Source organism: Streptomyces sp. CA189 (assembly GCF_056428985.1).
Map to the genome: position 1 here is coordinate 141,537 of NZ_JBWJVM010000003.1, position 25,297 is coordinate 166,833.

General features: G+C 73.9%; 24 protein-coding genes and 1 pseudogene. 12 read left to right on the forward strand and 13 right to left on the reverse strand.

What is annotated here, in order from left to right; all coding sequences use genetic code 11:
* Positions 1-38: 38 nt before the first annotated feature.
* The gene (locus tag AC061S_RS04170; RefSeq protein WP_478684551.1) at positions 39-752 is read right to left on the reverse strand and encodes an ABC transporter ATP-binding protein; all 714 of its coding nucleotides are present in this window, start codon (positions 750-752) and stop codon (positions 39-41) included.
* Between the two features lie 235 nt (positions 753-987).
* Between AC061S_RS04170 and AC061S_RS04175 the strand changes: the two genes are divergently transcribed.
* Genes AC061S_RS04175 through AC061S_RS04185 form a run of 3 tightly spaced genes read left to right on the forward strand, consistent with a single transcriptional unit; the run spans position 988 to position 8,107 of the window.
* Positions 988-4,314 carry an FtsX-like permease family protein gene (locus AC061S_RS04175; protein WP_478684439.1) on the forward strand — a complete coding sequence of 1,109 codons (3,327 nt, stop codon included), beginning with the start codon at positions 988-990 and terminating at the stop codon, positions 4,312-4,314.
* Positions 4,311-7,112 (forward strand): hypothetical protein, encoded by a 2,802-nt coding sequence (locus AC061S_RS04180; RefSeq protein ID WP_478684440.1) that lies wholly within the window; start codon positions 4,311-4,313, stop codon positions 7,110-7,112. The genes AC061S_RS04175 and AC061S_RS04180 overlap by 4 nt, the downstream gene beginning before the upstream one ends.
* Entirely contained in the window at positions 7,109-8,107 is a 999-nt protein-coding gene (locus AC061S_RS04185; RefSeq protein WP_478684441.1) for an ABC transporter ATP-binding protein, read from the forward strand. Before AC061S_RS04180 ends, AC061S_RS04185 begins: the two co-directional genes overlap by 4 nt.
* Positions 8,108-8,126: 19 nt before the next feature.
* Here AC061S_RS04185 and AC061S_RS04190 read toward each other — a convergent pair whose 3' ends face one another.
* Positions 8,127-8,876 carry a hypothetical protein gene (locus AC061S_RS04190; protein WP_478684442.1) on the reverse strand — a complete coding sequence of 250 codons (750 nt, stop codon included), beginning with the start codon at positions 8,874-8,876 and terminating at the stop codon, positions 8,127-8,129.
* A 43-nt stretch (positions 8,877-8,919) separates the two neighbouring features.
* Here AC061S_RS04190 and AC061S_RS04195 point away from each other — a divergent pair, with 43 nt between their 5' ends.
* Positions 8,920-9,357, forward strand: coding sequence for a hypothetical protein (locus AC061S_RS04195; protein ID WP_478684443.1), 438 nt, complete (start codon positions 8,920-8,922; stop codon positions 9,355-9,357).
* A gap of 153 nt (positions 9,358-9,510) precedes the next feature.
* On the forward strand, positions 9,511-10,998 hold the full coding sequence (locus tag AC061S_RS04200) for a condensation domain-containing protein (protein ID WP_478684444.1): 1,488 nt from the start codon (positions 9,511-9,513) through the stop codon (positions 10,996-10,998).
* A gap of 28 nt (positions 10,999-11,026) precedes the next feature.
* On the opposite strand, the gene AC061S_RS04205 is transcribed toward AC061S_RS04200, so the two are convergent.
* Positions 11,027-12,256: an RNA polymerase sigma factor gene (locus AC061S_RS04205; RefSeq protein ID WP_478684445.1), complete on the reverse strand. Its 1,230-nt coding sequence runs from the start codon at positions 12,254-12,256 to the stop codon at positions 11,027-11,029.
* Between the two features lie 81 nt (positions 12,257-12,337).
* On the reverse strand, positions 12,338-12,697 hold the full coding sequence (locus AC061S_RS04210; protein ID WP_478684446.1) for a YciI family protein: 360 nt from the start codon (positions 12,695-12,697) through the stop codon (positions 12,338-12,340).
* Between the two features lie 205 nt (positions 12,698-12,902).
* Between AC061S_RS04210 and AC061S_RS04215 the strand changes: the two genes are divergently transcribed.
* Complete coding sequence (locus tag AC061S_RS04215) at positions 12,903-13,277, forward strand: DoxX family protein (protein WP_478684447.1); 375 nt, start codon at positions 12,903-12,905, stop codon at positions 13,275-13,277.
* Positions 13,278-13,434: 157 nt separating this feature from the next.
* Here AC061S_RS04215 and AC061S_RS04220 read toward each other — a convergent pair whose 3' ends face one another.
* The gene (locus AC061S_RS04220) at positions 13,435-13,704 is read right to left on the reverse strand and encodes a hypothetical protein (RefSeq protein WP_478684448.1); all 270 of its coding nucleotides are present in this window, start codon (positions 13,702-13,704) and stop codon (positions 13,435-13,437) included.
* Positions 13,705-13,826: 122 nt separating this feature from the next.
* Between AC061S_RS04220 and AC061S_RS04225 the strand changes: the two genes are divergently transcribed.
* Complete coding sequence (locus AC061S_RS04225; RefSeq protein WP_478684449.1) at positions 13,827-14,165, forward strand: thioredoxin family protein; 339 nt, start codon at positions 13,827-13,829, stop codon at positions 14,163-14,165.
* 15 nt (positions 14,166-14,180) lie between these two features.
* Here AC061S_RS04225 and AC061S_RS04230 read toward each other — a convergent pair whose 3' ends face one another.
* Together AC061S_RS04230 and AC061S_RS04235 are read right to left on the reverse strand one after the other, a co-directional pair.
* Entirely contained in the window at positions 14,181-15,926 is a 1,746-nt protein-coding gene (locus tag AC061S_RS04230; protein WP_478684450.1) for a cation:proton antiporter, read from the reverse strand.
* Positions 15,927-16,039: 113 nt separating this feature from the next.
* Positions 16,040-17,074 (reverse strand): BtrH N-terminal domain-containing protein, encoded by a 1,035-nt coding sequence (locus AC061S_RS04235; RefSeq protein ID WP_478684451.1) that lies wholly within the window; start codon positions 17,072-17,074, stop codon positions 16,040-16,042.
* Between the two features lie 112 nt (positions 17,075-17,186).
* Here AC061S_RS04235 and AC061S_RS04240 point away from each other — a divergent pair, with 112 nt between their 5' ends.
* Together AC061S_RS04240 and AC061S_RS04245 are read left to right on the forward strand one after the other, a co-directional pair.
* A complete protein-coding gene (locus AC061S_RS04240) occupies positions 17,187-17,540 on the forward strand; it encodes a DUF1304 domain-containing protein (RefSeq protein ID WP_478684452.1) in 354 nt (117 codons plus the stop codon).
* Positions 17,537-18,178 (forward strand): TetR/AcrR family transcriptional regulator, encoded by a 642-nt coding sequence (locus AC061S_RS04245; protein ID WP_478684453.1) that lies wholly within the window; start codon positions 17,537-17,539, stop codon positions 18,176-18,178. The genes AC061S_RS04240 and AC061S_RS04245 overlap by 4 nt, the downstream gene beginning before the upstream one ends.
* 100 nt (positions 18,179-18,278) lie before the next feature.
* Here the strand turns inward: AC061S_RS04245 and AC061S_RS04250 are convergent, their stop codons facing one another.
* From AC061S_RS04250 to AC061S_RS04265, 4 genes and pseudogenes are all read right to left on the reverse strand, one after another.
* Positions 18,279-18,794: a hypothetical protein gene (locus AC061S_RS04250; protein ID WP_478684454.1), complete on the reverse strand. Its 516-nt coding sequence runs from the start codon at positions 18,792-18,794 to the stop codon at positions 18,279-18,281.
* A 152-nt stretch (positions 18,795-18,946) separates the two neighbouring features.
* A pseudogene (locus AC061S_RS04255) lies at positions 18,947-19,837 on the reverse strand (RHS repeat-associated core domain-containing protein); the annotation flags it as partial.
* Positions 19,838-19,940: 103 nt separating this feature from the next.
* Positions 19,941-20,477, reverse strand: coding sequence for an AAA family ATPase (locus AC061S_RS04260; RefSeq protein ID WP_478684552.1), 537 nt, complete (start codon positions 20,475-20,477; stop codon positions 19,941-19,943).
* Positions 20,478-20,573: 96 nt separating this feature from the next.
* A complete protein-coding gene (locus AC061S_RS04265; RefSeq protein ID WP_478684455.1) occupies positions 20,574-20,780 on the reverse strand; it encodes a cold-shock protein in 207 nt (68 codons plus the stop codon).
* A gap of 223 nt (positions 20,781-21,003) precedes the next feature.
* Between AC061S_RS04265 and AC061S_RS04270 the strand changes: the two genes are divergently transcribed.
* Entirely contained in the window at positions 21,004-22,050 is a 1,047-nt protein-coding gene (locus tag AC061S_RS04270) for a 2-oxoglutarate and iron-dependent oxygenase domain-containing protein (protein ID WP_478684456.1), read from the forward strand.
* Here AC061S_RS04270 and AC061S_RS04275 read toward each other — a convergent pair.
* Positions 21,968-22,336: an HGxxPAAW family protein gene (locus tag AC061S_RS04275; protein ID WP_478684457.1), complete on the reverse strand. Its 369-nt coding sequence runs from the start codon at positions 22,334-22,336 to the stop codon at positions 21,968-21,970. The genes AC061S_RS04270 and AC061S_RS04275 overlap by 83 nt on opposite strands.
* A 121-nt stretch (positions 22,337-22,457) precedes the next feature.
* Here AC061S_RS04275 and AC061S_RS04280 point away from each other — a divergent pair, with 121 nt between their 5' ends.
* The gene (locus AC061S_RS04280) at positions 22,458-22,952 is read left to right on the forward strand and encodes a MarR family transcriptional regulator (RefSeq protein ID WP_478684458.1); all 495 of its coding nucleotides are present in this window, start codon (positions 22,458-22,460) and stop codon (positions 22,950-22,952) included.
* Positions 22,953-23,044: 92 nt separating this feature from the next.
* Positions 23,045-24,547: a DEAD/DEAH box helicase gene (locus AC061S_RS04285; protein WP_478684459.1), complete on the forward strand. Its 1,503-nt coding sequence runs from the start codon at positions 23,045-23,047 to the stop codon at positions 24,545-24,547.
* 88 nt (positions 24,548-24,635) lie between these two features.
* On the opposite strand, the gene AC061S_RS04290 is transcribed toward AC061S_RS04285, so the two are convergent.
* Positions 24,636-25,163, reverse strand: a complete 528-nt coding sequence (locus AC061S_RS04290; RefSeq protein ID WP_478684460.1) for a hypothetical protein — start codon at positions 25,161-25,163, stop codon at positions 24,636-24,638.
* Positions 25,164-25,297: the final 134 nt, after the last annotated feature.

Below are 25,297 nucleotides of genomic sequence, written 5' to 3' on the forward strand. Positions count from 1 at the left end.
CAGGGCTCAGCCCGGCGGGGCTTACGGTGCTTACGGGCTTACGGAGCCTCAGCCGGCTCCCCGGAAGCCGGGGCACCCTCCGACGAAGTCTCCACGATGCGCCCGTCGCGCAGTTCCACCACCCGGTCCGCCAGTTCCATCAGCGCCGGGTCGTGCGTGGCGACCAGCGCCGTGACCCCCTCGCTGCGCACCACCGCGCGCAGCAGCCGCATGATCTGCCGGCCGGTGTCGGAGTCGAGCTGGCCCGTCGGCTCGTCGGCGATGATCAGATCGGGCTCGTTCGCGAGGGCCCGCGCGACGGCGACCCGCTGCTGCTGGCCGCCGGAGAGTTCGCCGGGGCGCTGCTCGGCGTGTTCGGAGAGGCCGACGAGGGCGAGCAGGGTGCGGGCCCGTTCCTCGCGCTGCTTCGCCGGTATCTTGCGCAGCCGCATCGGGACCCCGACGTTCTCGGCGGCGGTGAGGGCGGGGATCAGGCCGAAGGACTGGAACACGAAGCCGATCCGGTCGCGGCGCAGCGCGAGGCGGCCGTCTTCGTCGAGGCCGGCCAGATCGGTGCCGTCGAGGGCGACGCTGCCGCCGGTCGGGGTGTCGAGGCCGCCGACCAGGTTCAGCAGGGTGGTCTTGCCGGAGCCGGACCTGCCCTTGAGCGCGGTGAGTTCGCCGCGGCGGACCTCGAAGGACACTCCGCGCAGGGCGTGCACCGCCTGCTGACCCGTCCCGAAACTGCGCCGCACGTCGTCCACGACCACCATCGGCGGCGCCTCGGCGTCCTGCCGCGGTTCGGGTCCCGACTCCTGTCGCCGTTCCTGGTCCTGCGTCATGCTGCGGCTCCCCCTCCAAGCTGAAAACGGCGTTCTTGCGGTCCCGCCCCGACGATTTGTTCATCCGTTGCACCACTCACGCAAGTCCCTTCCGCTCTCTGTTCGAATCTGGCAGCATCGTCCGGTATCCGGGGCCACCAGTCCGGTGCGGGGGAGGAACAAGCACATGCTCGGCTTCGTCGTGCGCCGGCTGCGCGGGCGATTGCCGCTCGCAGCCGCCGTTCTGCTGACCGTTTTGATCACCACGACCGTGCTCACCGCGCTCTTCGCCTTCACCCGCGGAGTGGGCGATGCCGGACTGCGCCAGGCCCTCCAGGGGCCCGGCCTCGCGCGCGGCACCGTGCTGGTCACCGGTTCGCACCCGACGGCCGACCGTGCCAAGGACGACGAGACGGTACGGAACTTCGGGCGCGAGCTGTTCGGCCCCCTGCCGGCCGCGGCCGAGAGCGTGGCGCGCAGCCGTTCGTACGGGCTGCCCGGCCCGCACACCCCCGGCAAGGACGCCGATCTGACGCTGCTGGCGGCCTTCGCCAAGGAGCGCGTACGGCTCCTCGCGGGCACCTGGCCGCAGCCCGTCGCGGGACCGGTCTCCGATCGGAGCGGTCCCGTTCCCGTGGCCGTGCCAAAGGCGGCGCTGGACCGGCTCGGGCTGGCCGAGGGAGCGCTGCCCGCGCAGGTGCGGCTCGACGACCGGTACGGCGGCTCCCCGCTGACCGTGCTGGTGACCGGCGTCTACCGGGCGGCCGACCCGGACGCCCCGTACTGGCGGCTCGATCCGCTCGGTGCGCGCGGGCTCCAGGTCGCCGGGTTCGCCACCTACGGGCCGCTGTTGGTGGACGACTCCGCCTTCACCGCGGGCGGGCTGGCCCAGGACAGCCGCGCCGTGCTCCTCACCGCCGACTTCTCCACCGTGGACGCGGCCGGGGCCGAGGCGGTCCGCGGCCGGGCCGCCAAGGCCTTGAAGGAGCTCCAGGGCACTTCCGGGCTCGCCCCGTCGACCGAACTTCCCGCGCTGCTCGGGGAGTTGCGGTCGGGCCTGACCGTAGCCCGCTCCACCCTGCTGGTCGGCGCGCTGCAACTGGCCGTGCTCGCCGCCGCGGCGCTGCTGCTCGTCTCGCACCTGCTGACGGAACGCCAGGAGGGCGAGCGCGCCCTGCTCGCCGCGCGCGGTGCCTCCCGCGGGCGGCTCGGTGTGCTCACCGCGGCCCAGTCGCTGCTGCTGGCGCTGCCCGCCGCCCTCCTCGCCCCCCTGCTGACCCCGCCGCTGCTGCGCCTGCTCGGCGGCTACGGCTCGCTGGCGCACGTCCCGTTCACGGTCACCCGGAGCTGGCTGCTCTGGCCCGTCGCCGCGGGCTGCGCCCTCGGGTGCGTCGTGCTGACCACCCTCCCGGTCGTCCTGCGGGGCGCCGCCGCGTCCGCCCTGCACCGGACCGGCCGCCGCCAGGCGCTCGTCGCCGGCGCCGCCCGATCCGGCGCGGACCTGGCGCTGGTGGCCCTGGCCGTACTCGCCTACCAGCAGCTCGCCCGGTACGGCGCGAGCGGCTCCGGCCCGGCCGCGCGCTCCGGCGGACTGTTCGGCGTCGACCCGGTGCTGGTCGCCGCACCCACGCTCGCGCTGTGCGCGGGCACCCTGCTGGTGCTGCGGCTGCTGCCCTTCGTGGCGCGGCTCGGCGCGCGGATCGCCGCCCGGGGCCGGGGGTTGGGTCCGGCGCTCGTCGGCTGGCAGCTGGCCCGCCGGCCCGGACGGGCCACGGGGCCGGTGCTGCTGCTCGTACTGGCCGTCTCCAGCGGGGTCCTGGCACTGGGCCAGCACACGGCGTGGTCCGCGTCCCAGCGCGACCAGGCCGATTTCACCACCGCCGGGGGCCTGCTGATATCCAACAGCGACCTGCCCGCGCTGGGCCGGGGCGGCCGGTACGCGGCGCTGCCCGGCGGGGAGCGCGTCCTGCCGGTGCTCCGTGCCCCGCAGCAGCTGCCGGGCGGGCGGCACGGCCAGGTGATGGCGCTGGACGCGGCGGCCGCCGCCGACCGGCTCGCCCTGCGGGCCGACCTGCGCGACGGGCGCCCCCTGCGCGGGCTGTTCGCCCCGCTGGCCGCCACCCCCGCCGCCTCTGCCACTTCGATCCCCCTGCCCGGCCGGCCGCAGCGCATCGACCTCTCGGTCTCCGTACGCTCCACCGGCGCGGGCGGCCGCCCCGGGCTCGGGCTGCTGCTGCGCGACCGGTTCGGCATCACCTACCGGGCCGCGATGGTGCAGCTCCCGGAGCGCGGCGACGCCACCGTGTCGGTGCACATCGGCACGATGCTCGGCGCCCCCATCGGGTCGGCCGCCACCCCGCTCAGCCTGGCCGGGCTCGTGTTCTCGTACGACCGGGAGGGCCCGCTCCCCGGTACCGATCCGAACGCCGATCCGGGCGCCGGCTCCGGCGAGGCCGGTGCGGTCAAGGTCTTCGACGAGCTGACCGTACGCGGCCTCGCGGTCGCGCAGACCCGGGACGGCGCGGCGGCGCCGGTCGCGACGCCCGCACCCGACTGGAAGCTGTCGGCCCCGCCGCTCAACGACGGCGCCCCGGCCGCCGAACTGCTCGCGCACTCCGAGCCCGCGCCGGGCGGCCCGGCCCTGGTCAAGCTGCGCTACCGGGACGGTTCCGGTGAACGCGGAGGCGTCCAGGCCGGCCTGACGCCGGGGCCCGCTGCGGCCGCCGAGATTCCCGGGATCGCCACCCGGGCGTACCTGTCCGCGATCGGCGCGGCCGTGGGCGATCTGGTGCCGGTCAAGCTGGACGACGTCACCCTCGCGGTCCGGGTCACCGCCGCGGTCGGCTCGCTGCCCGTGGCCGGCGACACCGCGATCGCCGTCGACCTGGACACCGCCGCCCGGCTGCTCGCGGCGGGCGGCCGGGAGCTGCCGACGCCCGGCGAGTGGTGGCTGCCGGCCGCCTCCGCCGACGACCCGGCCCCGGCCCGCGCCGCCGCGGAACTGCGCGACGGCGCGGGCTCGCAGCAGGTGCGCCTGCGCGAGGAGGTGGCCGCGGCCCTGCTCGACGATCCGCTCAGCGCGGGCCCGCAGGGGGCCCTGGCCGCGCTCGCGGTGGCCTGCGCGGTGCTGGCGGCGATCGGCTTCGCCGCCTCCGCCGCGGCCGCCGCGCGGGAGCGGGCCCGGGAGTTCTCGGTGCTGACGGCGCTGGGCGCCCGGCGCCGGGACCTGGCCCGGACGGCCACCGCCGAGAGCTGCGTGCTGGTGGGGCTCGGCACCGCGGTCGGGGTGGGGCTGGGCGTGGTCATCGTCCACCTCGTCGTCCCGCTGACCGTGCTCACGCCGGCCGCCGGCCGCCCGGTGCCCGAAGTACTGGTGGACCTGCCCGCGGTGCGGACCCTGCTGCTCGCCGCCGCCATCGCCGCCGTACCGCTGCTGTCGGCGGTCTTCGGCGGCGGCCGCAATCAGAACCGCTCGAAGCCGGCCGACCGGCTGCGGCACGTGGAGGACATATGACCGGGCCGGCCGCGACCAACGCCGACCGGCACGCCCCGGGCGGGGCCGGCGAGCAGGCACCGCGAGGGTCCGCCCCGCGCGCCCTGCCCCCGCCCGCGCCGTGGGTGCGGACCCGGCTGCGCGCGACCCCGCTGAGCGCCTTGCTCGGCGCGGCCCTGGCCTTCGTCGCCGTCCTGCTCTCCGCCGCCCTGCCGCGCGCCATGGACCGGGGTACCGACCAGGCGCTGCGCTCCTTCCTGGAGTCGCGCGGGCCGGGTCAGACCAGCCTGTACGTCAGCGCGCGCCCCCGTTACGGGGAGCAGAGCCCGCAGAACCTGGACGAGGTGCTGGCGACCCTCGTCTCCCGTACCGCGCCGCATTTCGGCGTCGCGCCCGCCGGCGCCGTCCACGGGTTCGCCGCGGGTTCCCGGCCGCTGGCCAACCCCGGTCTGACCGCCCCCGACGGGGTCCCGCCCCAGCTGGGGCTCTACCACCTGCGCACGGCCGCCGAGCACGTCCGCCTGGTGGAAGGGCGCTGGCCGGGCGCGCCGGGCCCGGCGCCCGGCAGCCCCGTACCCGTAGCGCTGTCGCAGAGCGCGGCGAAGACCATCGGAGTCCGCGTCGGCATGGTCCTGGAGACCACCACCGGCCAGGCCATGACCACCGTGAAGGCGGAGGTCGTCGGTCTGTACGCCGCGAACGACGACGCCGAGGACTACTGGACCGACCACACCTGCCTCACCCGTGCCTGTCTCACCCTGACCCCGACCCATCCGCCGCAGTCGTTCTGGAGCACCGACGCCCTCGTCGGCCAGGAAGCGCTCGGCCGGCTCCCCGAGTGGGGCGAGACGGACAGCGAGGACTTCTGGCGGATCCCGGTGGACACCGGAACGCTGCGGGCCGACCAGCTCCCGGCCACCGCCAAGGCCGTCGCCTCCTACGTCCGCGGCCCGACCGCGGCGCGCCTCACCCAGGAGACCGGTCGGAGCGATCTGCGGATCACCTCCCACCTGCCCGAGCAGCTCACCCTTGCCGAGGCCCGGCAGCAGGCCGCCGCGCCACTCGCCGCGATGGGCCCGGCCGGGGTGGCCGGCGTGGCGTTCGTGGTGTTCTGCCTGGCGGCCGGACTGACCGGTGACCGGCGGGAGGCCGAACTGCGGCTGCTGCTGGCCCGCGGCGGTTCCCGCGCGGGCATCGTGCGCCGACTGCTCGCGGAGAACGCCGTCACCGTCCTGCCGGCCGCGGCTCTCGCAACGGCGCTCGCCGTGGTCCTGCTGCCGACCCCCCGCTCTGCGGGCACCCTGCTGGCCGCTTCGGCCGCCACGCTCCTGGCGCTGCTGGCCGTCCCCGTACGGGCCTTCGTGCTGCTGTCGCCGAAACGCCCGCCGGGCCCCCGGCGGCGGCTGGTCGCCGAACTGCTCGCCCTGGCGGCCACCGCGGCCGCCGTGTTCGAGGTCCGCTCGCGCGGGGTCGCCCCGGCCGGCGCCGGGGTGGACCCGCTGCTGGTGGCCGCCCCGCTGCTGCTCGCACTCTGCGGCGGCCTGCTGCTGGCCCGGCTCCAGCCCGCCCTGGTCGGGGCGCTGGCCCGGGCCGCCGGGCGGGGCCCGGGGCTGATCGGCTTCCTCGGGCTGGCGCGCGCCGCGCGGGGCACCGGCGGCCGGACACGTCCGTCCGTACTGCCGCTGATCGCGATGCTGCTGGCCGTCACCACCGGCGGCTTCGGCGCCACGGTGCTGACGGGGGTGGCCGACGCCCGGTTCGAGGCGGCCCGCGCGGCCGTCGGCGGCGACGCGCAGATCTCGGCTCCCGGTGGCACGCTCCCCGACTCCCTGACGAAGGCGGCGGCCGCGCTGCCCGGCATACGGTCCTCCGTGAAGGTGTGGACCGACGACAACGTGTTCCTCTACGGCACCAAGACGGGCAGCACCCAGATCTCCGTGGTCGTCGCGGACCCGGTGGAGTACGCGAGACTGTCGGAGGCGGCCGGGACCGGCCGGTTCGATCCGGCTCTCCTGGCGGCCGGAGCCGCCGGCACCTCGGGCGCGACGGTGCCCGCGCTGATCAGCAGCGACCTCGCCGACGACGACACCTCCGGCTTCCAGCTGCGGCTCGAAAACGGCGGGGAGCTGAAGCTCGCGGTCGTCGGAGTGGTCACCGGCACCCCTGCCCGGCCCGGCGCCAAGTACACCACCGTGGTGCTGCCCGCCGCCCAAGTGCTGGCCGCCGTACCGCAGATGGGGCTGCCCAACACCTGGCTCGCGCTCGGCCCGGTCGACCAGGACCGGCTGGAGCAGGCGGTCCGCACCGCGGAACCGGCGGCCGCGGAGGAGCTCTATCGCATCCGCACCAGCTCCGCCGCGGCCGCCGAGCTGGGATCCGACCCGCTCCAGCGCTCCGCCGAGCGGCTGTTCTGGGCCTCGCTGGCCGGAGCGGCGGGCTTCGCGCTGCTGGCGGTCCTGCTGACCCTGGTCCGGGCCGCCCCCGACCGCGCGGCGCTGCTCGCGCGGCTGCGCACCATGGGCCTGCGGCCCCGGCAGGGAATCCTGCTGATCCTGGTGGAGTCTGTGCCGCTGGCGCTGGCCGCGGCACTCGGCGGCGCGCTGCTCGCGGCGGGCGCCGTCGCGCTGCTCGGCCCTGCCGTGGACCTGTCCACGCTGGTCGGCACCCGGGTGCCGACCGGTCTGCAGGTCCTCGTCCCGCCCGTACTGACCCAAGCCCTGGGCCTGACCGTCCTCGTCGCGGGGGCCGTGCTCGCGGAGGCGGCGATCTCCGGCAGGCGACAGATCACGACCGAGTTGAGAGCGGGAGACCAGCGGTGAACAGCGATCAGCCCACCTACGAAGAGCTGCAGCGGCAGGCCCTGGCCGCCGCCGAGCCCCGCCGGCACGGCGCGGACACGGCCATCGCCTGCGACCGCCTGGTACGGATCTTCAGTACGGACGGGGTCGAGGTACAGGCCCTGCAAGGACTGGAACTGACCGTGGCGCAGGGCGATCTGATGGCCCTGGTCGGCGCGTCCGGCAGCGGCAAGTCCACCCTCCTGAACATCCTCGCGGGACTGGACGTCCCCACGGCCGGCACCGCCAGCGTCGGAGGCTACGACCTGCTGGAGATGTCGGCGCGCGACCGGCTGCGCTACCGGCGCGAGGCGGTCGGGTTCGTCTGGCAGCAGACGGCCCGCAACCTGCTGCCCTTCCTGACGACGGCGCAGAACATCGCCCTGCCCATGCAGTTGAAGGGTGGGCGGCGCGCCGCCGCCAAGCGCCACGCGGTCCGGACCGGCGAGCTCCTCGAAGCCCTGGAGATCGGCGATCTGGCGGACCGCCGCCCCGCCGAGCTCTCCGGCGGTGAGCAGCAGCGCGTGGCCATCGCGGTGGCGATGGCCAACGATCCTGCGGTGCTGCTCGCCGACGAGCCGACCGGCGAGCTGGACTCCGAGACCGGTGGGGCGATCTTCGAGGCCTTCCGCACCGTCAACCGGGACCTGGGCGCGACCGTGGTCATCGTGACCCACGACCCGCTCGTCGCGGGCGAGGTCCGGCGCACGGTGGCGATGCGCGACGGCCGCACCAGCAGCGAGGTGCTGCGCCGCACGGTCACCGACGAGCACGGCGCCGAGTCGGTGAGCGAGCGCGAGTACGTGATGCTCGACCGCACGGGCCGGGTGCAGCTCCCGCAGAAGTTCCTGGAAGCCCTGGGCATGGAACACCGGGTGGCGGTGGACCTGGCGGCGGACCACATCGAACTGCGCCCGGACGACGCGGCCGCCGCCTCGGGAGACGGCGACGGCTCACCGGAGGCGGCCGCGGGCTGAGGCACGCCGGGAGGTGCATTCAGCCAGTGCGCCGTTTCCGGGCCGCCTCGTCCGCCGCTTCGCGGATGTAGCGGAACATCCGGACCAGCGGCTCTCCGGGGAAGACCTCGCGGACCGGTTCGCAGTCCTGGAGCCGGAAGGGCGCAGGGTCGATCGGGGTGAGACTGATGACCAGGGGCTGGATCCGCGCCTGGTGGTAGGCCTCCAGCTTGTGGTGGCCGTCCAGGAGATAGGCGGCGATGGAGTCCTGGGCGGGGCTCAGGGCCACCAGCGCGGGGCGGTCTCCTGCCCGGATCCGCCGCACGTAGCCGCGTACGGCGTCCCGGTCGGGCGGGGGCCAGTGGTCGGTGGTGAGCAGGGTGAGTTCCTCGTCGGCGTACCAGCTCTCGACGTGCCCGGCGCGCGGGTGGACCAGGCGCAGCGGGTGCGGGGCCGGGGCTGCGGTCATCGCGTAACGGCCGGGGGCGAGGAGGGAGAGCAGGGGCCGCAGCCGTTCCGGGTCCGGCGGCAGGAAACTCCCGGTGAGCGGGTCGACGGCGAGCTCCGGGGCGGCCAGCCATGCGGTGAGCTCCTTGGCCTCCGCGGTGGTGGGAGCGCCCGGGCCGGTGGCGCGGGAGGCCAGCCAGCCGATGCTGCCACAGCAGTCGCCGCCCTCCAGGACGACGGGCCGGCCACCGAGGAGGAGCAGGCTGGCGCCGTCGTCCCCGGTGACCTCTATGAGACCGAGGCCGTCGGGGACCTCGCAGACGACGACGGGATCGGTGGGCACGGGCCGAGTCTGCCAGAGTACGGGCCGGGAGAAAGAAGGGTTTGTGGTGGTGGTCGAGCCATGGGTGACCGGACTGGTCAACGGCATTCTGTACAACGCCATGTTCCACAGCGACGGGTCGGCGCTCGACGACGATCTGGTCCGGCGTTACGCGGTCGCCCTGCGGGTGAGTCCCATCAGCGGCGAACCGCTGCACCGGCAGGCGGCGGGCCTGCGCGCGGCGGTCGCCTCCGGCGCGGTGCTCGCGTCGGCGTTCGAGCCGTATCCAGGACGGCGCCCTTACGACGAGGCCGAGTTCCGCGCGTTCCTGACGCGCCTCGCGGACGCCGTCGACGGGAGCATCGGCACGGACGAACCCGACCGCACCGGCGCGCCCGATCGCCCCGGTGCGCCCGGTCTCCCCGATGAGCCCGGTCTTGCCGATGAGCAGAATGCCCCGCGCCCGAGGGGTCTGCGCGCGCTCCTGCGCCGCCTGCGGTGAACCCGCGGGGACCGTACGCCGGAACCGGGCGCCGGGCACGTGCCCCCGGTCCGCGCGGCGCGCCTCCCGGTGAACCGCCGTGCGCGCGTCACTTCCGTGGCCCGGGTGTCGTTAGGCGCTCGGGGTTGACTCGGGGGTCGAAGGGATGACGGAATGCGGCAGTTTCCTCTGGAGATGCACCACATGGCACCCGGCCGGGTCGTCGAGTGGCGGTTGCGGTCCACGGCCGGGGTGCAGTCCCCCGGTCCGGACGGCGCGGCGGACAGGAGGGCCTCCTTCAACCAGGACAAGCACTTCACCGTCGCCGAGGAGAGCCGCGCGGCCGACGACCCGACCGCGTCGTGGATCGCGGTCACCTTCGAGGTCGCGGGCCCGCTGGACGAGGATGCCCTGACCGGCTCGCTGCTGGCGTTCGTACGCCGCCACGAGGTGCTGCGCTGCGAGTTCCGGCGGCTGGCCGGGGAGTTGGCGTGCGCGCCGATCCCCGCCGCCGAACTGGCCCTGGACACCGTCCAGGTCGCCGAATTCGACCGCACCGAGGAACTGACCGGCTTCCTGGTGGAGCGGTTCAAGCGGAGCATCGACACGCTGTCCTGGCCGTTGTTCACGATGGGCGCCGTCCTGCGCGAGGATTCGGCGACCGTCTACCTGGCCTTCGACCACATCGTCTGCGACGGCATGTCGATGCCGATCGTGGTCCAGGAGGTCGAGAAGGGCTACGAGGCGCTGCGCCGCGGGGAGTTGCCGGATCCGGCGCCCGCGCCGAGCTATCTCGACTTCGCCGAGGAGCAGCGCGGCCGCTACCTCTCCATCGACGCGGACGACGAACGGCTCGGCTACTGGAAGGAGTTCATGGCCAGCGGCGGTGGCGAGTTCTTCCCGCGCTTCCCGCTCGAACTGGGTGTGGAGCCGAACCGGATGTACGCGATCGTGAACGAGGCCTCCCCGCTGCTGGACGCCGCCGAGGCGGAGGTCTTCGAGAAGGCGTGCCTGGCGGTGGACGGCAAGCCGTTCATGGGCGTGCTCGCCGCCGTCGCGGTCTGTCTGCGCGAGGCGGGCGGGCCGGGGGTCTACCGGGGGTTCATGCCGGTGAGCGAGCGCGGCCGGGCCGGGTGGGGCAACTCGGTCGGCTGGTTCGTCAACACCATGCCCATCGAGTTCGACGCCTCGCCCGGCCGGGACTTCGAGCAGGTCATGGCCTCCGTGCGGGCCGGTTTCAACGAGATGATCGGCCACCTCGACGTGCCGTTCGTGCGGGCCTGGGAACTGCTCGCGCCCCGCGAGTTCGCCGCCCGTTCCTGGCCGTACCCGGTGAACTTCTTCTCGTACATCGACATGCGCAAGTGCCCGGGCGCCGAGCGCCACGAGGACTGGCGGCCCACCTCCCACGTGTGGTCGGCGCAGGCCAACGGTGCCTGCTCCTGGTTCCAGCGGGACGCGGACGGGCTGCACATGAACTCGATCTACTCGGACACCCCCGCCGCCCGCCGCACCATGGACGGTTTCCTGGACGCCCTGCGCGAGACGGTCCGGGAGATCGCCCGCCACGGCTCGTTCCGCCGCCCCATCGCGCTGACCCCGCCGCGGCGGCCGGCGCGGCGGACCCCGCTCGATGTGGCGGCCTTCGCCCGCCGCGGCTGATCCGGGCCGCGCCTCCCGACCGCGGATCTCAGAGGCGGGCCGCGCGGGCGCGCAGCAGGGTCTGCTCCCGGGCGTTGCGGGTGAGCGAGGCGGCGCGTTCGAACTCCGCGCGGGCCTCTGCCGGGCGGCCGAGCCGCTCCAGCAGGTCTCCTCGTACGCTCGGCAGCAAATGGTAGGAGCGCAGGGCCGGTTCCGCCGTCAGGGCGTCGACCAGGGGGAGCGCTGCCGCCGGGCCCTCGGCCATCGAGACGGCGACGGCCCGGTTGAGTTCGATCACCGGTGACGGGATCAGCAGGACGAGCCGCCCGTAGAGGGCGGCGATCGTGCGCCAGTCGGTGTCCTCGTAGCGGACGGCGTCGGCGTGACAGCCGGCGATGGCGGCCTGGAGGGAGTAGGGGCCGGTGCCCGCCCGGTGCAGGGCTTCGACTCCGCGCCGGATCAGCAGGCGGTTCCACTGGGAGCGGTTCTGGTCGGCGAGGAGCACCGGCTCCCCGTCCGGGCCGGTGCGGGTGACGATGCGCGAGGCCTGGAACTCCAGCAGCGCCGCCAGACCGTGCACCTCGGGCTCCCCGGGCATCAGGCCGGCCAGGACCCGGGCGAGGCGCAGGGCGTCCTCGCACAGGGCGGGGCGGACGAGATCGTCGCCGGCCGTGGCCGAGTAGCCCTCGTTGAAGACGAGGTAGATGACCTCCAGCACGGAGGCGAGGCGCTCGTCGCGGTCGGCCCCGTACGGGACCTCGAAAGGCACTCCCGCCTTCGCGAGCGCCCGCTTCGCCCGGACGATCCGCTGGGCGACGGTCGGCTCGGGGCAGAGGAAGGCGCGGGCGATCTCCTGGGTGGTCAGGCCGCCCATCAGCCGCAGGGTCAGCGCGATCCGGGCATCGGTGGCGAGGACGGGGTGGCAGGCGGTGAAGATCAGCCGCAGCAGGTCGTCGTCGATGGACTCGGGGTCCGTGAGCACGGCCTCCTCCTCGGGAGGCGGCACGTCCTCGAGGGTGCGGCCCACTTCGGCGAGCTTGCGCGCGTAGGTCTCCTTGCGGCGGACCAGGTCGATGGCCTGGTGCTTGGCGGTGGCCATCAGCCAGGCCCCCGGCTTGTCGGGCACGCCGGAAGCCGGCCACTGCTCCAGCGCCGCGACCAGCGCGTCCTGGGTGATCTCCTCGGCGATGCCGACGTCGCGCACGATCCGGGCGACGCCCGCGATGATCCGCGCGGACTCGATCCTGAACACCGCTTCGACCGCTCGGGTCGTACTCACTGCCGTCACGGCTACCCATCAGAGCAGCCGTGACGAGGCAGGGCAAACGGCAGGGCAACCGGCGCCGGGCGGATCCGGCCGTCAGCTTCCGTCGAGCTGGCGGAGCTCGGCGCCGACCGTCCAGTTCTCGGGGTGGATCTCCAGGAAGCGCTTGGTCCACTCCAGCGCCTCATCCTTGTCCTTGCACTGCATGAGGGCGTACCCGCCGACGACCTCCTTGGTCTCGGTGAAGGGACCGTCGGTGTAGCTGAGCTTTCCGCCGGACCAGGTGACCCGGGTCCCCTCCGACGTGGGGAGCAGACCGGCGGTGTCGAGCATGACACCCGCTTTGGTGATCTCCTCCATCAGGGCGCCCATGCGGTCGTTGAAGTCGGCCGGGAAGGGGGTGTCGGGGGTGAGGTTCTTCTCGTCGATGCGGATCAGCGAAAGGAAGCGCGGCATGGTGACTCCTCGGTGGTGGAGGACGGGGGCTTTCCCCGCCTCTCACCCCTGCGTCGAACAGGAGACGCCGGGATCGACAGCTTCCCGGAAAAATCTTCGGAGATTTTCGGGACGCGCGCGGTGGCGGAGATTCCGGGCACTGCCCCACACCGAGCTACCGACGAGTAGGATCGCCGGGCCCAGGCCCCTCCGAGAGGATCCCTCGATGCCGCGCATACCTTCCTCGCCGCTCCTGCTCGCCGGCCTGCTGGCGGGCGCGGCGGTGGCGCACGCCGTCGCCCCCAAGCAGTTCGACGCGATCGTGCCGCGCTCGCTGCCCGGCACCCCGCGCCAGTGGACGTACGCGAGCGGCGTGGCGGAGCTCGTGCTGGCGGCCGGGGTGGCCCACCCGCGCACCCGCCGGGTCGCGGCGCTGGCGACGGCGGCGTTCTTCGTCGGCGTGTTCCCCGCCAACGTCAAGATGGCCGCCGACGCCCGCCACCGCTCCCCCGCCCTGCGGGCCGTGGCCCTGGGCCGGCTGCCGCTCCAGGTCCCGCTGGTGCTGTGGGCCCGCAAGGTCGGCCGGAACGCGGCGGGCTAGTGCTGTGACCGGAAAGGTTCACCGTGTCACGGCGCCCGGCACGGCACCTCGCCGCGTTGTCGGACCATGACGGCACGTCCAGTACGAGTCGCGGTCCTCCGCCTTGCGATGCACCGCACCGGACACCGCGACCCGGCAAACCTTTCCGGCCACAGCACTATCGGCTGTCGCCCGTCCAGTCCCAGTGCCCGGGATCGGCGGCGCGGCGGCGGTAGTGGGCCCGGCCGCCGGGCCCGTAACGCCCTATCTCCGTGGGCAGCCGGGCCTCTTCGTCGAGCTGCGGAACGCTCCAGCCCGTGATGTCGAGGAGCAGTCCGTCGAGGGGACCGCCCACGAGCTCTCCGTAGGCGTGCCCCGGGAGCGGACCCGGGTCGGGGTCGTCGTGGTCGGCGCCGTAGACCCGGCGCCGGAGCATCCTGTCGTCCATACCGGTCAGCTTCACAGACGGCACTGACAACGCCCCCGGCCGGCGGCGGCGCCTGCCCCGGGGCCGAGCGGCGATGATGGGAGCCGTTCGGATCGCACGGCACACGAAGCGGAGCACCATCCATGGCACGTCGGGTACACCAGCCTCTGGAGGACCAGGAGTTCGACTTCATCCTCGGCATGACGGACGGGCCCGTGCTCGCCTACTTCTGCGGGAGCTGGCCGAAGGCCCTGGAGCCCTGCCGCGCGATGGACACGGTCGTCGCCGCACTGGCCCAGGAGTACGGGACCCGGCTGACGGCGGTGCGCGTGGACATCACCCGCTGCCCCGCCCAGACCAAGCGGTACGAGGTGACCGGGGCCCCGACCGCCCTCCTCATCGCGGGCGGCGAGGTGCTGGCGACCCGGGCCGGGCCGATGACGGCCGAGGAGTTCCGGGTGTTCCTCGACGCCCACCTCTGAGCGGGCCACGCCGGCTCAGTGCCGGGTGGCGGCGCCCAGGCGCTGGAACAGGGCCTCGTCCAGGTCCAGCCCCTGCTGGGCCTGGTTGATGGCCTGCGAACTGTAGATCCCGGTCGAGCGGGCGGCCAGTACCGCGTCCCGCGAGGCCGCGATCACGCCGAGCCGCAGGTCCACGTACTGCTCGCGCGCGCCGTCGAACACGGGGACGCTCCCGTCCCCGTCCTCGCGGTCCAGCCGGGCGTCCTCGCGGACCTTGGCGAGGATCTCCGGCGCGTACGGGCTTCCGTCGGCCTGGACGAGGCCCGGCCCTTCCAGGGCGGCCCGCCCGGCGGCGGCGACTTCGTCGAGCAGGCGCGCGTACTCCTCCCTGAAGCGGACCGGATCGTCGCCGGAGATCTTCACCGACCGGATGACGGCGGGCAGGGTCAGGCCCTGGAGCAACAGGGTGGTGGTGGCGACCACGAAGGCGATGAGCAGCAACTGCGGGCGGTACGGGGTGTCCTCGGGCAGGGTCTGGGCCGCGGCGACGGTGATCGCCCCGCGCATCCCGGCCCAGGCCAGGGCCACGCCGCTGCGCCAGCCGAGGCTCTCGTTGACCTTGAAGTCGGCGTCGGCCGAGGCCCGGGTGACGCGCTCCTTCATCTGCTCCCTGCGGCGGGGCGTCAGCTCCCTGCGCGGCCGCAGCGGATTGGCCTGCTGCTCGGACTCCGGGGCACCGAGCCGGTCCATCAGCCAGTCGAGCCGGGGCTTCTTCTCGGCGGCCCGCTGCGCGTCCTTGCGCAGCGAGGCGATGAGCGGGGCGACGAACACCACGCGCGCCACGATCACCAGGGCGGCGGCCGCGAGGCCGATGAACAGGGCGCGCCAGGCGCTGAGCCCGTCCGCGGCGACCTCGTCGAGGAGGCCCTTCAGGCCGAGGCCCATCAGGAGGAAGATCGCGCTTTCGAGCAGGAAGGCGAGGGTGCGCCAGTTCATGGCCTCGGCCAGCCGGTCCTGGGCGCTGAGGAAGCGCGGCGCCTGGTGGCCGGTGACCAGCCCGGCGACGACCACCGCGAGGACCCCGGAGGCGTGGAACTCCTCGGCCGGCAGGAAGGCGACGAAGGGCACGACGAAGGAGATCGCCGTGTTCAGCAGGCTGTCCTTGAGCAGCGCCCGGACCCGGACGTTGACCAGGCCCACGACGAGGCCGACGGCGGTGGCGAGGGCCACGGAGAAGAGGAAGTTCGCGGCGACCCCGGCCAGGGAGACGGTTCCCGCCATGGCCGCGATCGCGGAGCGCAGCAGCACCAGGGCGGAGGCGTCGTTGACGAGTCCCTCGCCCTCCAGCATGGTCAGCAGCCGTGACGGGAGGCCGAGCTGTTTGCCCATGGAGGTCGCGGCGACCGCGTCGGTGGGGCTGACCACGGCGCCGAGGGCGAAGGCGGCGGGCCAGCCGAGGCCGGGCATGAGCCAGTGGAAGAGCCAGCCCGCCCCGAGGGTGGTGACGGCCACGAGCAGGACCGCGAGACCGCTGATCGCCTTGATGTTGCGGCGGAAGTCCGACGCGGGCATGTTCACGGCCGTCGAATAGAGCAGGGGTGGCAGCACGCCCGCGAGGACCCACTCCGGCTCGATGGCGAGCGCCGGCACGCCCGGTACGAAGCTCAGGGCGATGCCGACGACCACCAGGCTCAGCGGGGCGGCGAGGCCGAGCCGCTTCGAGAAGGCGGCGACGGCGACGATGCTGCTGACGCCCACGATCGAGACGAGGGTCATTTCCATGCGCGGTACAGGGCCTTAGGGGTGCTCGGGGACGGTTTGTCCACCGTACGCCCAGGGGTTTCACCGCGTCAAAAATTGAGCGACTCAACTTTTGACGCGGTCCCACACCGCCCTCACTCGCCGGGCGCCGCCTGCGGCAGCGGTTCGACCGCCCGCCGCTCAAGCGCCAGGGCGCCGTCCACCAGCTCGGCGCAGGCGTCGAAGAGCGCCCGCCGTCCCGCGGCGTCCGCCTCGGGGTCGGCCGTACGGGCCAGCTCCGCGAGCCGCGACCACTGCCGCCCGGAGTCGCGGAAGAGCTCGGCCGCGTCCCCGTGCCCGGCGAGGTCGAGGAAGTCCGCGTACAGCGGCCGGGTGGCGCCCGGGGCGGTCCACTCCTCCTCCAGGCAGGCGTACAGCCTCTGGGTGCCCAGACCGAAGGCCTCGGGGGTGGCGAAGCGGCGCTCCCAGCCCGTCTTGGTGCTGGTGTCGCGCAGCTGCGCGGCGAACTTCTCCATGCCGGAGAAGCCGAAGTTGACGTCGAAGTGGTTGCCGAGGACGGGCCCGGTGAGACGGGAGACCGTGGCGGCGATCGCCGCGTCCAGGTCGGGTTCGCCGGCGGGCTTCCCGGTGGTCACCACCATCTGGTGGCGGCCCTTCTTGTGCCCGGACCAGGCCGCGCCGAACTCCTCCCGGCCGATCGCGTACGGCCCCCCGGCCCCGTCCAGACCTGCCGCCGGGTCGTCGACGTAGTAGGTGTCCCCCTCGTAGCCGACCACGACCACCACGTACGGATCGGCGGCGGCCAGCTCTGCCATCGGGGCGGAGCCGTGCCAGGGCAGGGCCGACCGGTCGACGGTGCAGAACACCGGGGCCCCGGCGTCGAGCGCGGCCTCGACCCGGTTCCAGCGCGGCTTGGCGCTGCGAGTGGCCTCGTACGGGATGCGCAGGCGGCCCAGGGCGACCTGCACCCAGGGGTCGGGGTGGGCCTGGGCGACGATCGTCGGCATCGGCGGATGGCCCGCGTACTCGAACACGAAGTACATGAAGCCGATACCGCCCGCCAGGCCCGCGACCAGGGCCTCTTCGTGCACGCTGCCGAGGGCGTGCCGGATCAGCGTGGCCTCGCGGTGGCGTCCGGGGGCGAAGTCTTCATATACGAGCGCAGTCATGCGGTCAGCGTAGCCGCGCCGGGGACCGCCGGCCGCGACGCGACTTCCCGTACAGTTGTCCAGGAAGTCGGAGAGGCCGCTCTCCGCTCACCCCGCCCCCAGGGAGGTGGCCGTGCACACGGTCGCAACGATCCTCATCGGCCTCGTCGCCGCGCTGCACGCGTACTTCCTGGTCCTGGAGATGTTCCTGTGGCAGCGGCCGCCCGGCCGCGCCCTGTCCGGCTTCGACGCCGACACGGCCCGCCTGACCGCCCCGCTCGCCGCCAACCAGGGCCTCTACAACGGGTTCCTCGCCGCCGGCCTGGTCTGGTCCCTCGTCATCGACTCGCTCGCCACGCAGATCTTCTTCCTCGTCTGCGTGATCGTCGCCGGGGTGTACGGGGCCGCGACCGCCAACCGCCGCATCCTCATCGCCCAGGCCCTGCCCGGCGCCCTCGCCCTGGGCGCGGCGCTGCTCGCGGGATGACCTCCGGCGAGCGCACGCGGCCGCCCGCCGGAGCGGGCGGGGACGCCCCCGCGGATGCCGGCACCGCCCCCCGCACCGACCCCCGCACCGCCCGCACCAAGGCCCGGCTGCGCGAGAGCCTCCTCGCCGCATGCGCGGACCGGCCGCTGGCCGGGGTCAGCGTCTCGGCGGTGGTCCGACGGGCCGGCGTCGGCCGGGCCACGTTCTACCTGCACTACGAGGACCTCACCGCGCTCGCGGTGGACGCGTGCGCCGACGTCGTGCACGCGGCGGTCGACGCCCTGCACGCCTGGCAGACGGATCCCACGGCGCCTCCCCCGGCCCGCCCCCCGGCCGCGCTGGCCGCCTTCCTCGGCGGCGCGGCCGACCGGGCCCCGCTCTACCGCACCCTGCTCCTGCCGGGCGGCGGCGGCCCGCTCGGCGAACGCCTGTACCGGGAACTGCGCGCCCGCAGCCGCGCGGAGCGCGCCGCGGTGGGCGCCCCGCGCCCCGAGCTGGTGGCTTCGGCCGTGGCCGCCACCTTCACCGCCGTGCTCGCGGACTGGCTGCACGGCGACCTGCCCGCGGACCTGGCGGACCCGGCCGAACTGGCGGACCGGATCTGGCCGCTCCTCACCGCCCTGCACCGGGCGGGGTGATCCCCGGAAAATCGACGGGCAGGGACGCGAAAAGGCGCCCGGCGGGCCATCGGCCCCCCGGGCGCCTCTCGCGCTGTCAGCGGTTCAGCGGTTCAGCGGTTCAGCAAGAGATCTCGGATCCGTCCAGTGCCGATGACACGGTCACGACGAACCGTCCCGGCCCGTCGGCCCGCACCATGAGCTGGGCGGGCCCGCCTGCCACCTCCTTCTGGAAGCACATGCCGAAACCGCTCCGGAACCTGTCCGGGGCTTCCGCCCGGCGGCCGACCGCTTTCCATCCTTCTTCACTCGCGGTGTCCCAGTAGCGGGTGGCCAACGACGGGGCGTCCGTGTCGTACGCGTAGGTGCTGTACGCGGCGACCCAGGGCTCGCCGCTGTCGTCCATGCACTCGACACTGGTCGGTTCCGGCACGAGCGTGGTACCGGCCGCGGCGGCGGGCGCCGCGGTCGAGACCTGGGCCGTGCGCGCGACCGCCTGCTTCTCCTCGCACGAGCCCTCCGACCCGTAGAGGAGCAGGTACGCCGACCCCGCGAGCAGGGCGAGGCCGGTCAGGCAGCCGACGGTGATGGCCAGGCCCAGGAACAGCCCGCGACGCGGGGAATGTGCCGTGTTCAAAGGGTTCTCTCCCTAACTCGTGCGCAGGTAGCCCTTGGAGATGTAGACGCGTGCGTAGTAGTAGAGGTTCGCCCAGAAAGCGCCGCTCGCGCGCCGAAGTAGATGCACGCCTTGGCCTCGATGAGCTTCTTGCGCCAGGACTTGGCGCTCTACCCGTCCAGGTCCTGCTGGTTGACCGGGTCGGCGTTGGCGTACTCGTACGCGTTCGCGCTACCGCCGTAGACCGGGTCCGAGGAGAGAAAGCGGCCGGTGGACGGGTCGTAGAGACGGGCGCCCATCAGGACCAGCGCGCTCGGCCTCTCGCTGGAGCGCTGGTGCGCGCCCAGCCAGCCGTAGCGGGCGGCGGCCTGCCCCGTGCGGGGCTTGCCGTACTCGTCGCTGTCCAGGGCCACGGGTGCCTGGGAGAGGTTCAGCGGGAGCTGGACGGCCACGGAGCCCTGGATCGTCGTCAGGTGCAGGACGACGTCCCCCGTCTTGCTGGTGGTGGTCAGGCCGCCCGCGGTGGCGACGTTGCGGGTCACCGCACCGGTCGCGGTGTCCTCGTAGGTCGCCCGGGTGCCGTCCAGCTTCGGGGCGGGCAGACCGCCACGCCACTGGAGGGTGATCGCCTCGTCCCCCGAGCCCAGGGTGACCAGGTCGGTCGCGGCCGCGGACTGCGCCGCCGCCAGCGACCGGGCCCTCTCACCCGTCTTGCCCGACAGGCGCAGGCCCTGCGGATGGGCCTTGGAAGCGACCGAACCGTCGGGCGTCGCTGTGAGGTTCACATCGACGTCGCGCCACTGGCCCGTGGCCGCGTCCTTGAAGCGGATCGGGCCGGCCGCGACCTCGGCGGTCAAGGATCCGTCCGGGTTCGCCCACGTCGTCGACGTCTCGGAGCGCTCCGAGAGCGCCTCCACGCGGTGCTTGTACAGACGCGCGGCCACCCGGGCGGACGGTATGTCCGCAGCAGACTGCGCGGCCTCCTCGGCCTGCTTCGCCCTGTCGGCCGCGGGGGCGGGGGCGGCTAAGGCGCCCTCGGCTCCGTACACCGTCGAGACGGTCATCAAGACGGCCAGCGCCGTCGCCGTGACACTCAGTCCGACCGGTACCCGCAACGGCGAACGGACGTGCGGGGTTGCTGGGCCGACGCGCCCGGTTCGCCCACGTCTACTGGCCGGTAGGCCCGCCCTCCACGGCCAGTCCGACTTCGGCCATGACCCGGGCGACGGTGTCCTCCAGCGAGTGCTCCGCCTCGATGACGCTCTCCCAGTCGCCGGGGAGCAGGTCGAGCGGCCGGTACCACTCGCGCATCTCCGCCTCGCCGTACGCGTCGGCCTGCGGCTTGCCCGCGTGCCGTCGCAGGGTCTCCTCGAACGGCACGTCGAGGTAGTAGAAGTGCGTCGGCCCGCGGTGGGCCCGGCGCAGCGCGTCGAGCATGGGGCCGTAGCGATCCGCGTAGAGGATCCCCTCGACGATCACGTGGAAGCCGTGGTCGAGCGCGTAGCGCGCCACGCTTCCGATGAGCCCGATGTTCGCCGCGCCGGGCGTGTCCCGCTCGCGCAGGACGACCCGGCGCAGGTTGTCCTGGCCCACGAGCGCGAGGCCCCGGCCGTGGCGGTCGCGGATGCCCTCCGCCACGGAGGACTTGCCCGCGGCGGAGTTGCCGCGGAGCACGATCAGCCGGGTGTCCGGCGTGCCGGTCATCATCCGGCCCACGCTACCCGTCCGCCCGGGACGTGCGTGAGCCCCGCCTGAAGATCCGGCGGGGCTCACGTCACGGGCTGGGCTCGTGAAGCGGCGCTAGCCGATGACGACCACCTGCTCCGCCTGGGGCCCCTTCGGCCCCTGCGTCGTGCTGTACTCGACCTTCGCGCCCTCCGCCAGCTCCTTGAAGCCGGTGCTCTGGATGGCGGAGAAGTGCACGAACACGTCGGGACCGCCGTCGTCCTGCTGGATGAACCCGAACCCCTTCTCCGAGTTGAACCACTTCACGGTGCCAGTTGCCATCTGTACTGATCCTTCACAACGTTCCACCGGCCGCACACGCGGCCGGACCCGATCCTGCCCATTGATCGGCTCGAGCACACGCCAAGCGCGGCCAACCGGGGTGCATCCGGATATTCGAACTTTCCTCCGCCCCGTCCGTGAAACGGGGGAGCAGGCCTTCGCAAGGGCCCTGGAAAGGGCTCTCGGCGGGGCGCTCCGAAGGAGTCTTCGAGAGGGGACGGACATGGGCGAGCTCGCGACGTTCCGGGTGCCGGCTCGGATCACGGGAACCACGGCGGACACCATGCTCGGCGGGGCGATGGTCCGCGCCTGGCAGCGCGACGGGATCTTCCAAGTGGCCGCCGACGCGCGGCAGGAGGCCCGCACGCGGGCCGCGCTGGCGGCGAGCCGGCGGTTCTTCGCCCGGCCCGCGGCGGAGAAGGCTGCGTGCGTCGACGACACCTCGTACAGCGGGTACATCGCCTCGGGCGAGGAGGTGACGGCAGGCCGGCCGGACGCCTCGGAGATCTTCACCATCACCCCCGACATCCCTCCGGCAGCGGCCGCCGGCCTGCCCTGCCACGGCCCGGTCCCCTGGCCCTCCCCCGGCTACCGCGCGGCCATGAAGGCCTACCTCGCGGGCGTCGGCGGGCTCGGCCAGCGGCTGCTGCGGCTCGTGGCCCTCGGGCTCGGCCTCGGACCGGCCGGCATCGACCGCCTCGCGGGGCTGACCCGCGACGGCTGGCACCACATGCGGGTGCTGCGCTTCCCCGGCGCCGAGCGGACCGCGGAGCGCGGGATCGGCGCCCACACCGACTACGGGCTCCTGGTCATCGCCGCCCAGGACGAGGTCGGCGGGCTCTTTGTACGGCCTCCGGTGCCGGGCGAGCACCGCCCGCGCAACTGGCTGCCGGGCGAGAGCACGGCGGGCTTTGCCGAGGACCGGCCCGGCTGGACCCCCGTACGGCCCGTGGCGCGGGTGCTGACGGTGTTCCCCGGGGACATCCTCCAGTTCATGACCGGCGGCGCACTGCTGTCCACCCCGCACCGGGTGCGGCTCGCGGACCGGGAGCGGTACGCCCTCGCCTACTTCCACGGGCCGCGCTTCGGCGCCCGGATCCGCCCCCTCGACCCGGCGCGGGCCCAGCACGGCGGGGACGGCACGGAGGCCGCGGTGATCCACTACGGGGAGCACTTCACCCGGATGTTCATGCGGTGCTATCCCCAGCGGGCAACGACGCGGCGGATCGAGGCCCAGGGACTGCTGCGGCACCTCGCCGCGGCCCGCTGACCCGGCAGCCGAGGCAGTCGGCGTGGCCGGTGTGCGCGACGGTGTCGCGGACCCGCCAGTCCCACTGGCTCTCCGGCCGGGGACCGCTCGGCTTGCCCCAGCCGGCCAGGTGCAGCAGCCAGGTGGTGACCCCCGACGCGAGGACGACCCCCAGGCCGATCCAGACGCCGGGGGTCCAGGAGGCGCACAGGGCCGCGCCCGCCGCCGTGCTTCCCACCAGCGCGATCGCGGTGCCGGTCCAGCCCGCCACCGTGTGGCCGAGGTCCACGTGGCCGTGAGCGCTCATCGTTCTCCCCTGGTTCGTCGGTTCAGTAGGCTCGAATGGCGCTCTCTTACGGAGGAAGCCTCTTACGGAGAAAGCCATTTATCTCACGAGCTAAGTAACTTAGATGCTAAGGAGTAACCGCGTGCAGGGCAAGCCCCGCCCCGCGGCCACGGTCCAGGAAGCGCTGTCGCGCATGGACCGGTACGTCGCCCTCGGCATCGTCGGCCAGCAGGAGGTGGCGCAGCTCCTGGGGCTGAACGTCACCGACCTGACCTGCCTCGGCCACATCCTGGGCGCCGGGAAGGACCCGCTCGGCGCGGGCGACCTCGCCGAGCTGACCAACCTCACCACCGGCGCGGTGACCGGGGTGCTCAACCGTCTGGAGCGCGCCGGATATGCGAGCCGGCAGCCCGACCCCGCCGACCGGCGCCGGGTCCGGGTGGTCGCGGAGCCGGCCGCCGCCGCGCGGATCTTCGCCGTCTACGAGCCCTTCTACGCCCGGCTCGGCGCGGTGTTCGCCGAGTACACCCCGGACGAGATCGCCGTCATCGCCGACTGGTTCGGGCGGGCGACGGCCGAGGTCACCGCCCATCTGGACCGGGTACGGGCCGGGGAACTGGGGCCGCCGGCCCCGTAACCCCGATGGTAAAATTTGCCTTTTGGCGACGTTCGCGCGGTGATGCGCGCGTCGCACTCCGAACATCTTGTACGTCTCACGGAAGGTTCTGCATGAAGAACCCGTCGGCTCATGGGCGCTTCGGCATCAAGGCCGGAGCGAAGGCCAGCCCGAAGGGCGGTGCGAAGGGCGGCGGAAAGACCCCGCGGACCCTCGGCCCCCAGGGCGAGTACTCAATGCCCCGGACGACCACGCCGGCGCTGCCGCCGGTGGAGTCCTTCTCGGAGCTCGGCCTGCCCCCTGAGCTGGTGAAGACGATGGCCGACCAGGGGGTGGCGAAGCCGTTCCCCATCCAGGCGGCGACCCTCCCCAACTCCCTGGCGGGCCGCGACATCCTCGGCCGCGGGCGGACCGGCTCGGGCAAGACGCTCGCCTTCGGCCTGGCCATGCTGGCCCGTACTGCGGGTCAGCAGGCCGATCCGAAGCGGCCGCTCGCGCTGGTCCTCGTACCAACCCGCGAGCTGGCGCAGCAGGTGACCGAGGCCCTGTCCCCGTACGCGCAGGCCCTGAAGCTGCGGATGGCCACGGTCGTCGGCGGCCTGTCGATCGGCAAGCAGACGGGCGCGCTGCGCACCGGCGCCGAGATCGTGGTGGCCACCCCGGGGCGGCTCAGCGACCTCATCGGGCGGCGCGACGTGCACCTGGAGCGCGTGAAGACCGTGGTCCTCGACGAGGCCGACCAGATGTGCGACATGGGCTTCATGCCGCAGGTCACCGAGATCCTCGACCAGTGCCACCACGCCGGCCAGCGGATGCTGTTCTCTGCCACGCTGGACCGCAACGTGGACCAGCTCGTCCAGCGGTACCTGAAGGACCCGGTCGGGCACTCCGTGGACCCGCAGTCCGCCTCGGTGTCCACGATGGACCACCACGTGCTGCACATCCACGCGGCCGACAAGGTCTCGGCGGCGACCGAGATCGCGGCGCGCGAGGGCCGGGTGCTGATGTTCCTGGACACCAAGCACGGGGTCGACCAGTTCGTGAAGCACTTGCGGGCCATGGGCGTACGGGCGGAGGGGCTGCACAGCGGGAAGTCGCAGCCGCAGCGCACCCGGACGCTCGGGCAGTTCAAGGACGGCCTGCTGAACGTCCTGGTCGCGACCAACGTCGCCGCGCGCGGCATCCACATCGAGGACCTCGACCTCGTGGTCAACGTGGACCCGCCGGCCGACAGCAAGGACTACCTGCACCGGGGCGGCCGCACGGCGCGGGCCGGTGAATCCGGCAAGGTCGTCACCCTGGTCACCCCGAACCAGCGGCGCGACATCGTCCGGCTGATGGCCGACGCGAAGATCCGGCCGACCATCACCCAGGTCCGCTCCGGCGAGGCCGCGCTAAGCCGCATCACCGGCGCGAAGGCCCCGTCCGGCGTGCCGCTGGCCGGCGCCGCGGCCACCGACGCCAAGGGCCGGCCCTCGGGCTCGGACCTCGGCTTCCGCGGGATCGGCACCCGGCCCGGGCGGCCGGGCAAGGGCAAGGAGTCCCGCAAGACCATCGAGGCCCGGCAGGCCGCCGAGGCCCGCGCGGCGGCGCGGGTGCGGCGCGGCACGAAGTAGTACGGCGCGGCACGAAGCAGCACGACGGGAGGGCCGGGACCGCGGATGCGGTTCCGGCCCTCCCGCGCGTCAAAGCGGGGTTACGAGGTCAAGCGGCTCGCCGCAGCAGGCGCTGGGCCGCCGCGTTGCGGACCCGGCGGGTCCGGGCGCCCGCGGCGAGCAGGCGTAGGGCCTCGTCCGCGTGCAGGGACTGGGCCGCCGTGCGCTGACACCAGTCGGAGGCGGCGAGGAGGTCCGCCGCGGACCAGGGCTCGCCCCGCGTGACGGCCTTCAGCAGGGTCCACTCGCGCAGCCGGCGGGTGGCGAAGGTGCGGCCGCCGAGGACTGCTCCGAGGGCCTGTGCCCAGGCCGGAAAGGCCTCGTCGGCCAGCAGCCCGGCCGCCCGCCGGTCGAGGTGCGTGACCACCGCGCTCTCGGCCATCACCAGGTCCGGATCGCGCAGTACGGCGGCCACGGCCTCGGCTTCCGCGGGCTGACCGGAGACGGCTGCCAGGGACTCCAGGTGCCGGGCATAGCGCCAGTGCTCGGACGGCTGGTTCACCGCCACCGCGCCCGCCGTTCCCTCGGTCCGGCTCTCCGGGCCGCCCGGGCGTATCTGGTACTCGCTTCTCCCCATGCGGCCATTCCACACGACACCGGTGAACGCCACGTTGTCAGGGTGGCATCAAGCCCCTAGCGGACGGCGACGACGGGGTCATCGGGGGCTACCGGTCCACATCTGCGCAGGTCACAGGACTGTTACGTGATCTC

Bases quoted from the DNA above. Each gene is read 5' to 3' on its own strand.
- AC061S_RS04170 (WP_478684551.1), bottom strand. From the start codon at position 752: ATGGTGGTCGTGGACGACGTGCGGCGCAGTTTCGGGACGGGTCAGCAG.
- AC061S_RS04175 (WP_478684439.1), top strand. From the start codon at position 988: ATGCTCGGCTTCGTCGTGCGCCGGCTGCGCGGGCGATTGCCGCTCGCA.
- AC061S_RS04180 (WP_478684440.1), top strand. From the start codon at position 4,311: ATGACCGGGCCGGCCGCGACCAACGCCGACCGGCACGCCCCGGGCGGG.
- AC061S_RS04200 (WP_478684444.1), top strand. From the start codon at position 9,511: ATGCGGCAGTTTCCTCTGGAGATGCACCACATGGCACCCGGCCGGGTC.
- AC061S_RS04210 (WP_478684446.1), bottom strand. From the start codon at position 12,697: ATGCCGCGCTTCCTTTCGCTGATCCGCATCGACGAGAAGAACCTCACC.
- AC061S_RS04215 (WP_478684447.1), top strand. From the start codon at position 12,903: ATGCCGCGCATACCTTCCTCGCCGCTCCTGCTCGCCGGCCTGCTGGCG.
- AC061S_RS04220 (WP_478684448.1), bottom strand. From the start codon at position 13,704: ATGGACGACAGGATGCTCCGGCGCCGGGTCTACGGCGCCGACCACGAC.
- AC061S_RS04225 (WP_478684449.1), top strand. From the start codon at position 13,827: ATGGCACGTCGGGTACACCAGCCTCTGGAGGACCAGGAGTTCGACTTC.
- AC061S_RS04230 (WP_478684450.1), bottom strand. From the start codon at position 15,926: ATGGAAATGACCCTCGTCTCGATCGTGGGCGTCAGCAGCATCGTCGCC.
- AC061S_RS04235 (WP_478684451.1), bottom strand. From the start codon at position 17,074: ATGACTGCGCTCGTATATGAAGACTTCGCCCCCGGACGCCACCGCGAG.
- AC061S_RS04245 (WP_478684453.1), top strand. From the start codon at position 17,537: ATGACCTCCGGCGAGCGCACGCGGCCGCCCGCCGGAGCGGGCGGGGAC.
- AC061S_RS04260 (WP_478684552.1), bottom strand. From the start codon at position 20,477: ATGACCGGCACGCCGGACACCCGGCTGATCGTGCTCCGCGGCAACTCC.
- AC061S_RS04265 (WP_478684455.1), bottom strand. From the start codon at position 20,780: ATGGCAACTGGCACCGTGAAGTGGTTCAACTCGGAGAAGGGGTTCGGG.
- AC061S_RS04270 (WP_478684456.1), top strand. From the start codon at position 21,004: ATGGGCGAGCTCGCGACGTTCCGGGTGCCGGCTCGGATCACGGGAACC.
- AC061S_RS04275 (WP_478684457.1), bottom strand. From the start codon at position 22,336: ATGAGCGCTCACGGCCACGTGGACCTCGGCCACACGGTGGCGGGCTGG.
- AC061S_RS04285 (WP_478684459.1), top strand. From the start codon at position 23,045: ATGAAGAACCCGTCGGCTCATGGGCGCTTCGGCATCAAGGCCGGAGCG.
- AC061S_RS04290 (WP_478684460.1), bottom strand. From the start codon at position 25,163: ATGGGGAGAAGCGAGTACCAGATACGCCCGGGCGGCCCGGAGAGCCGG.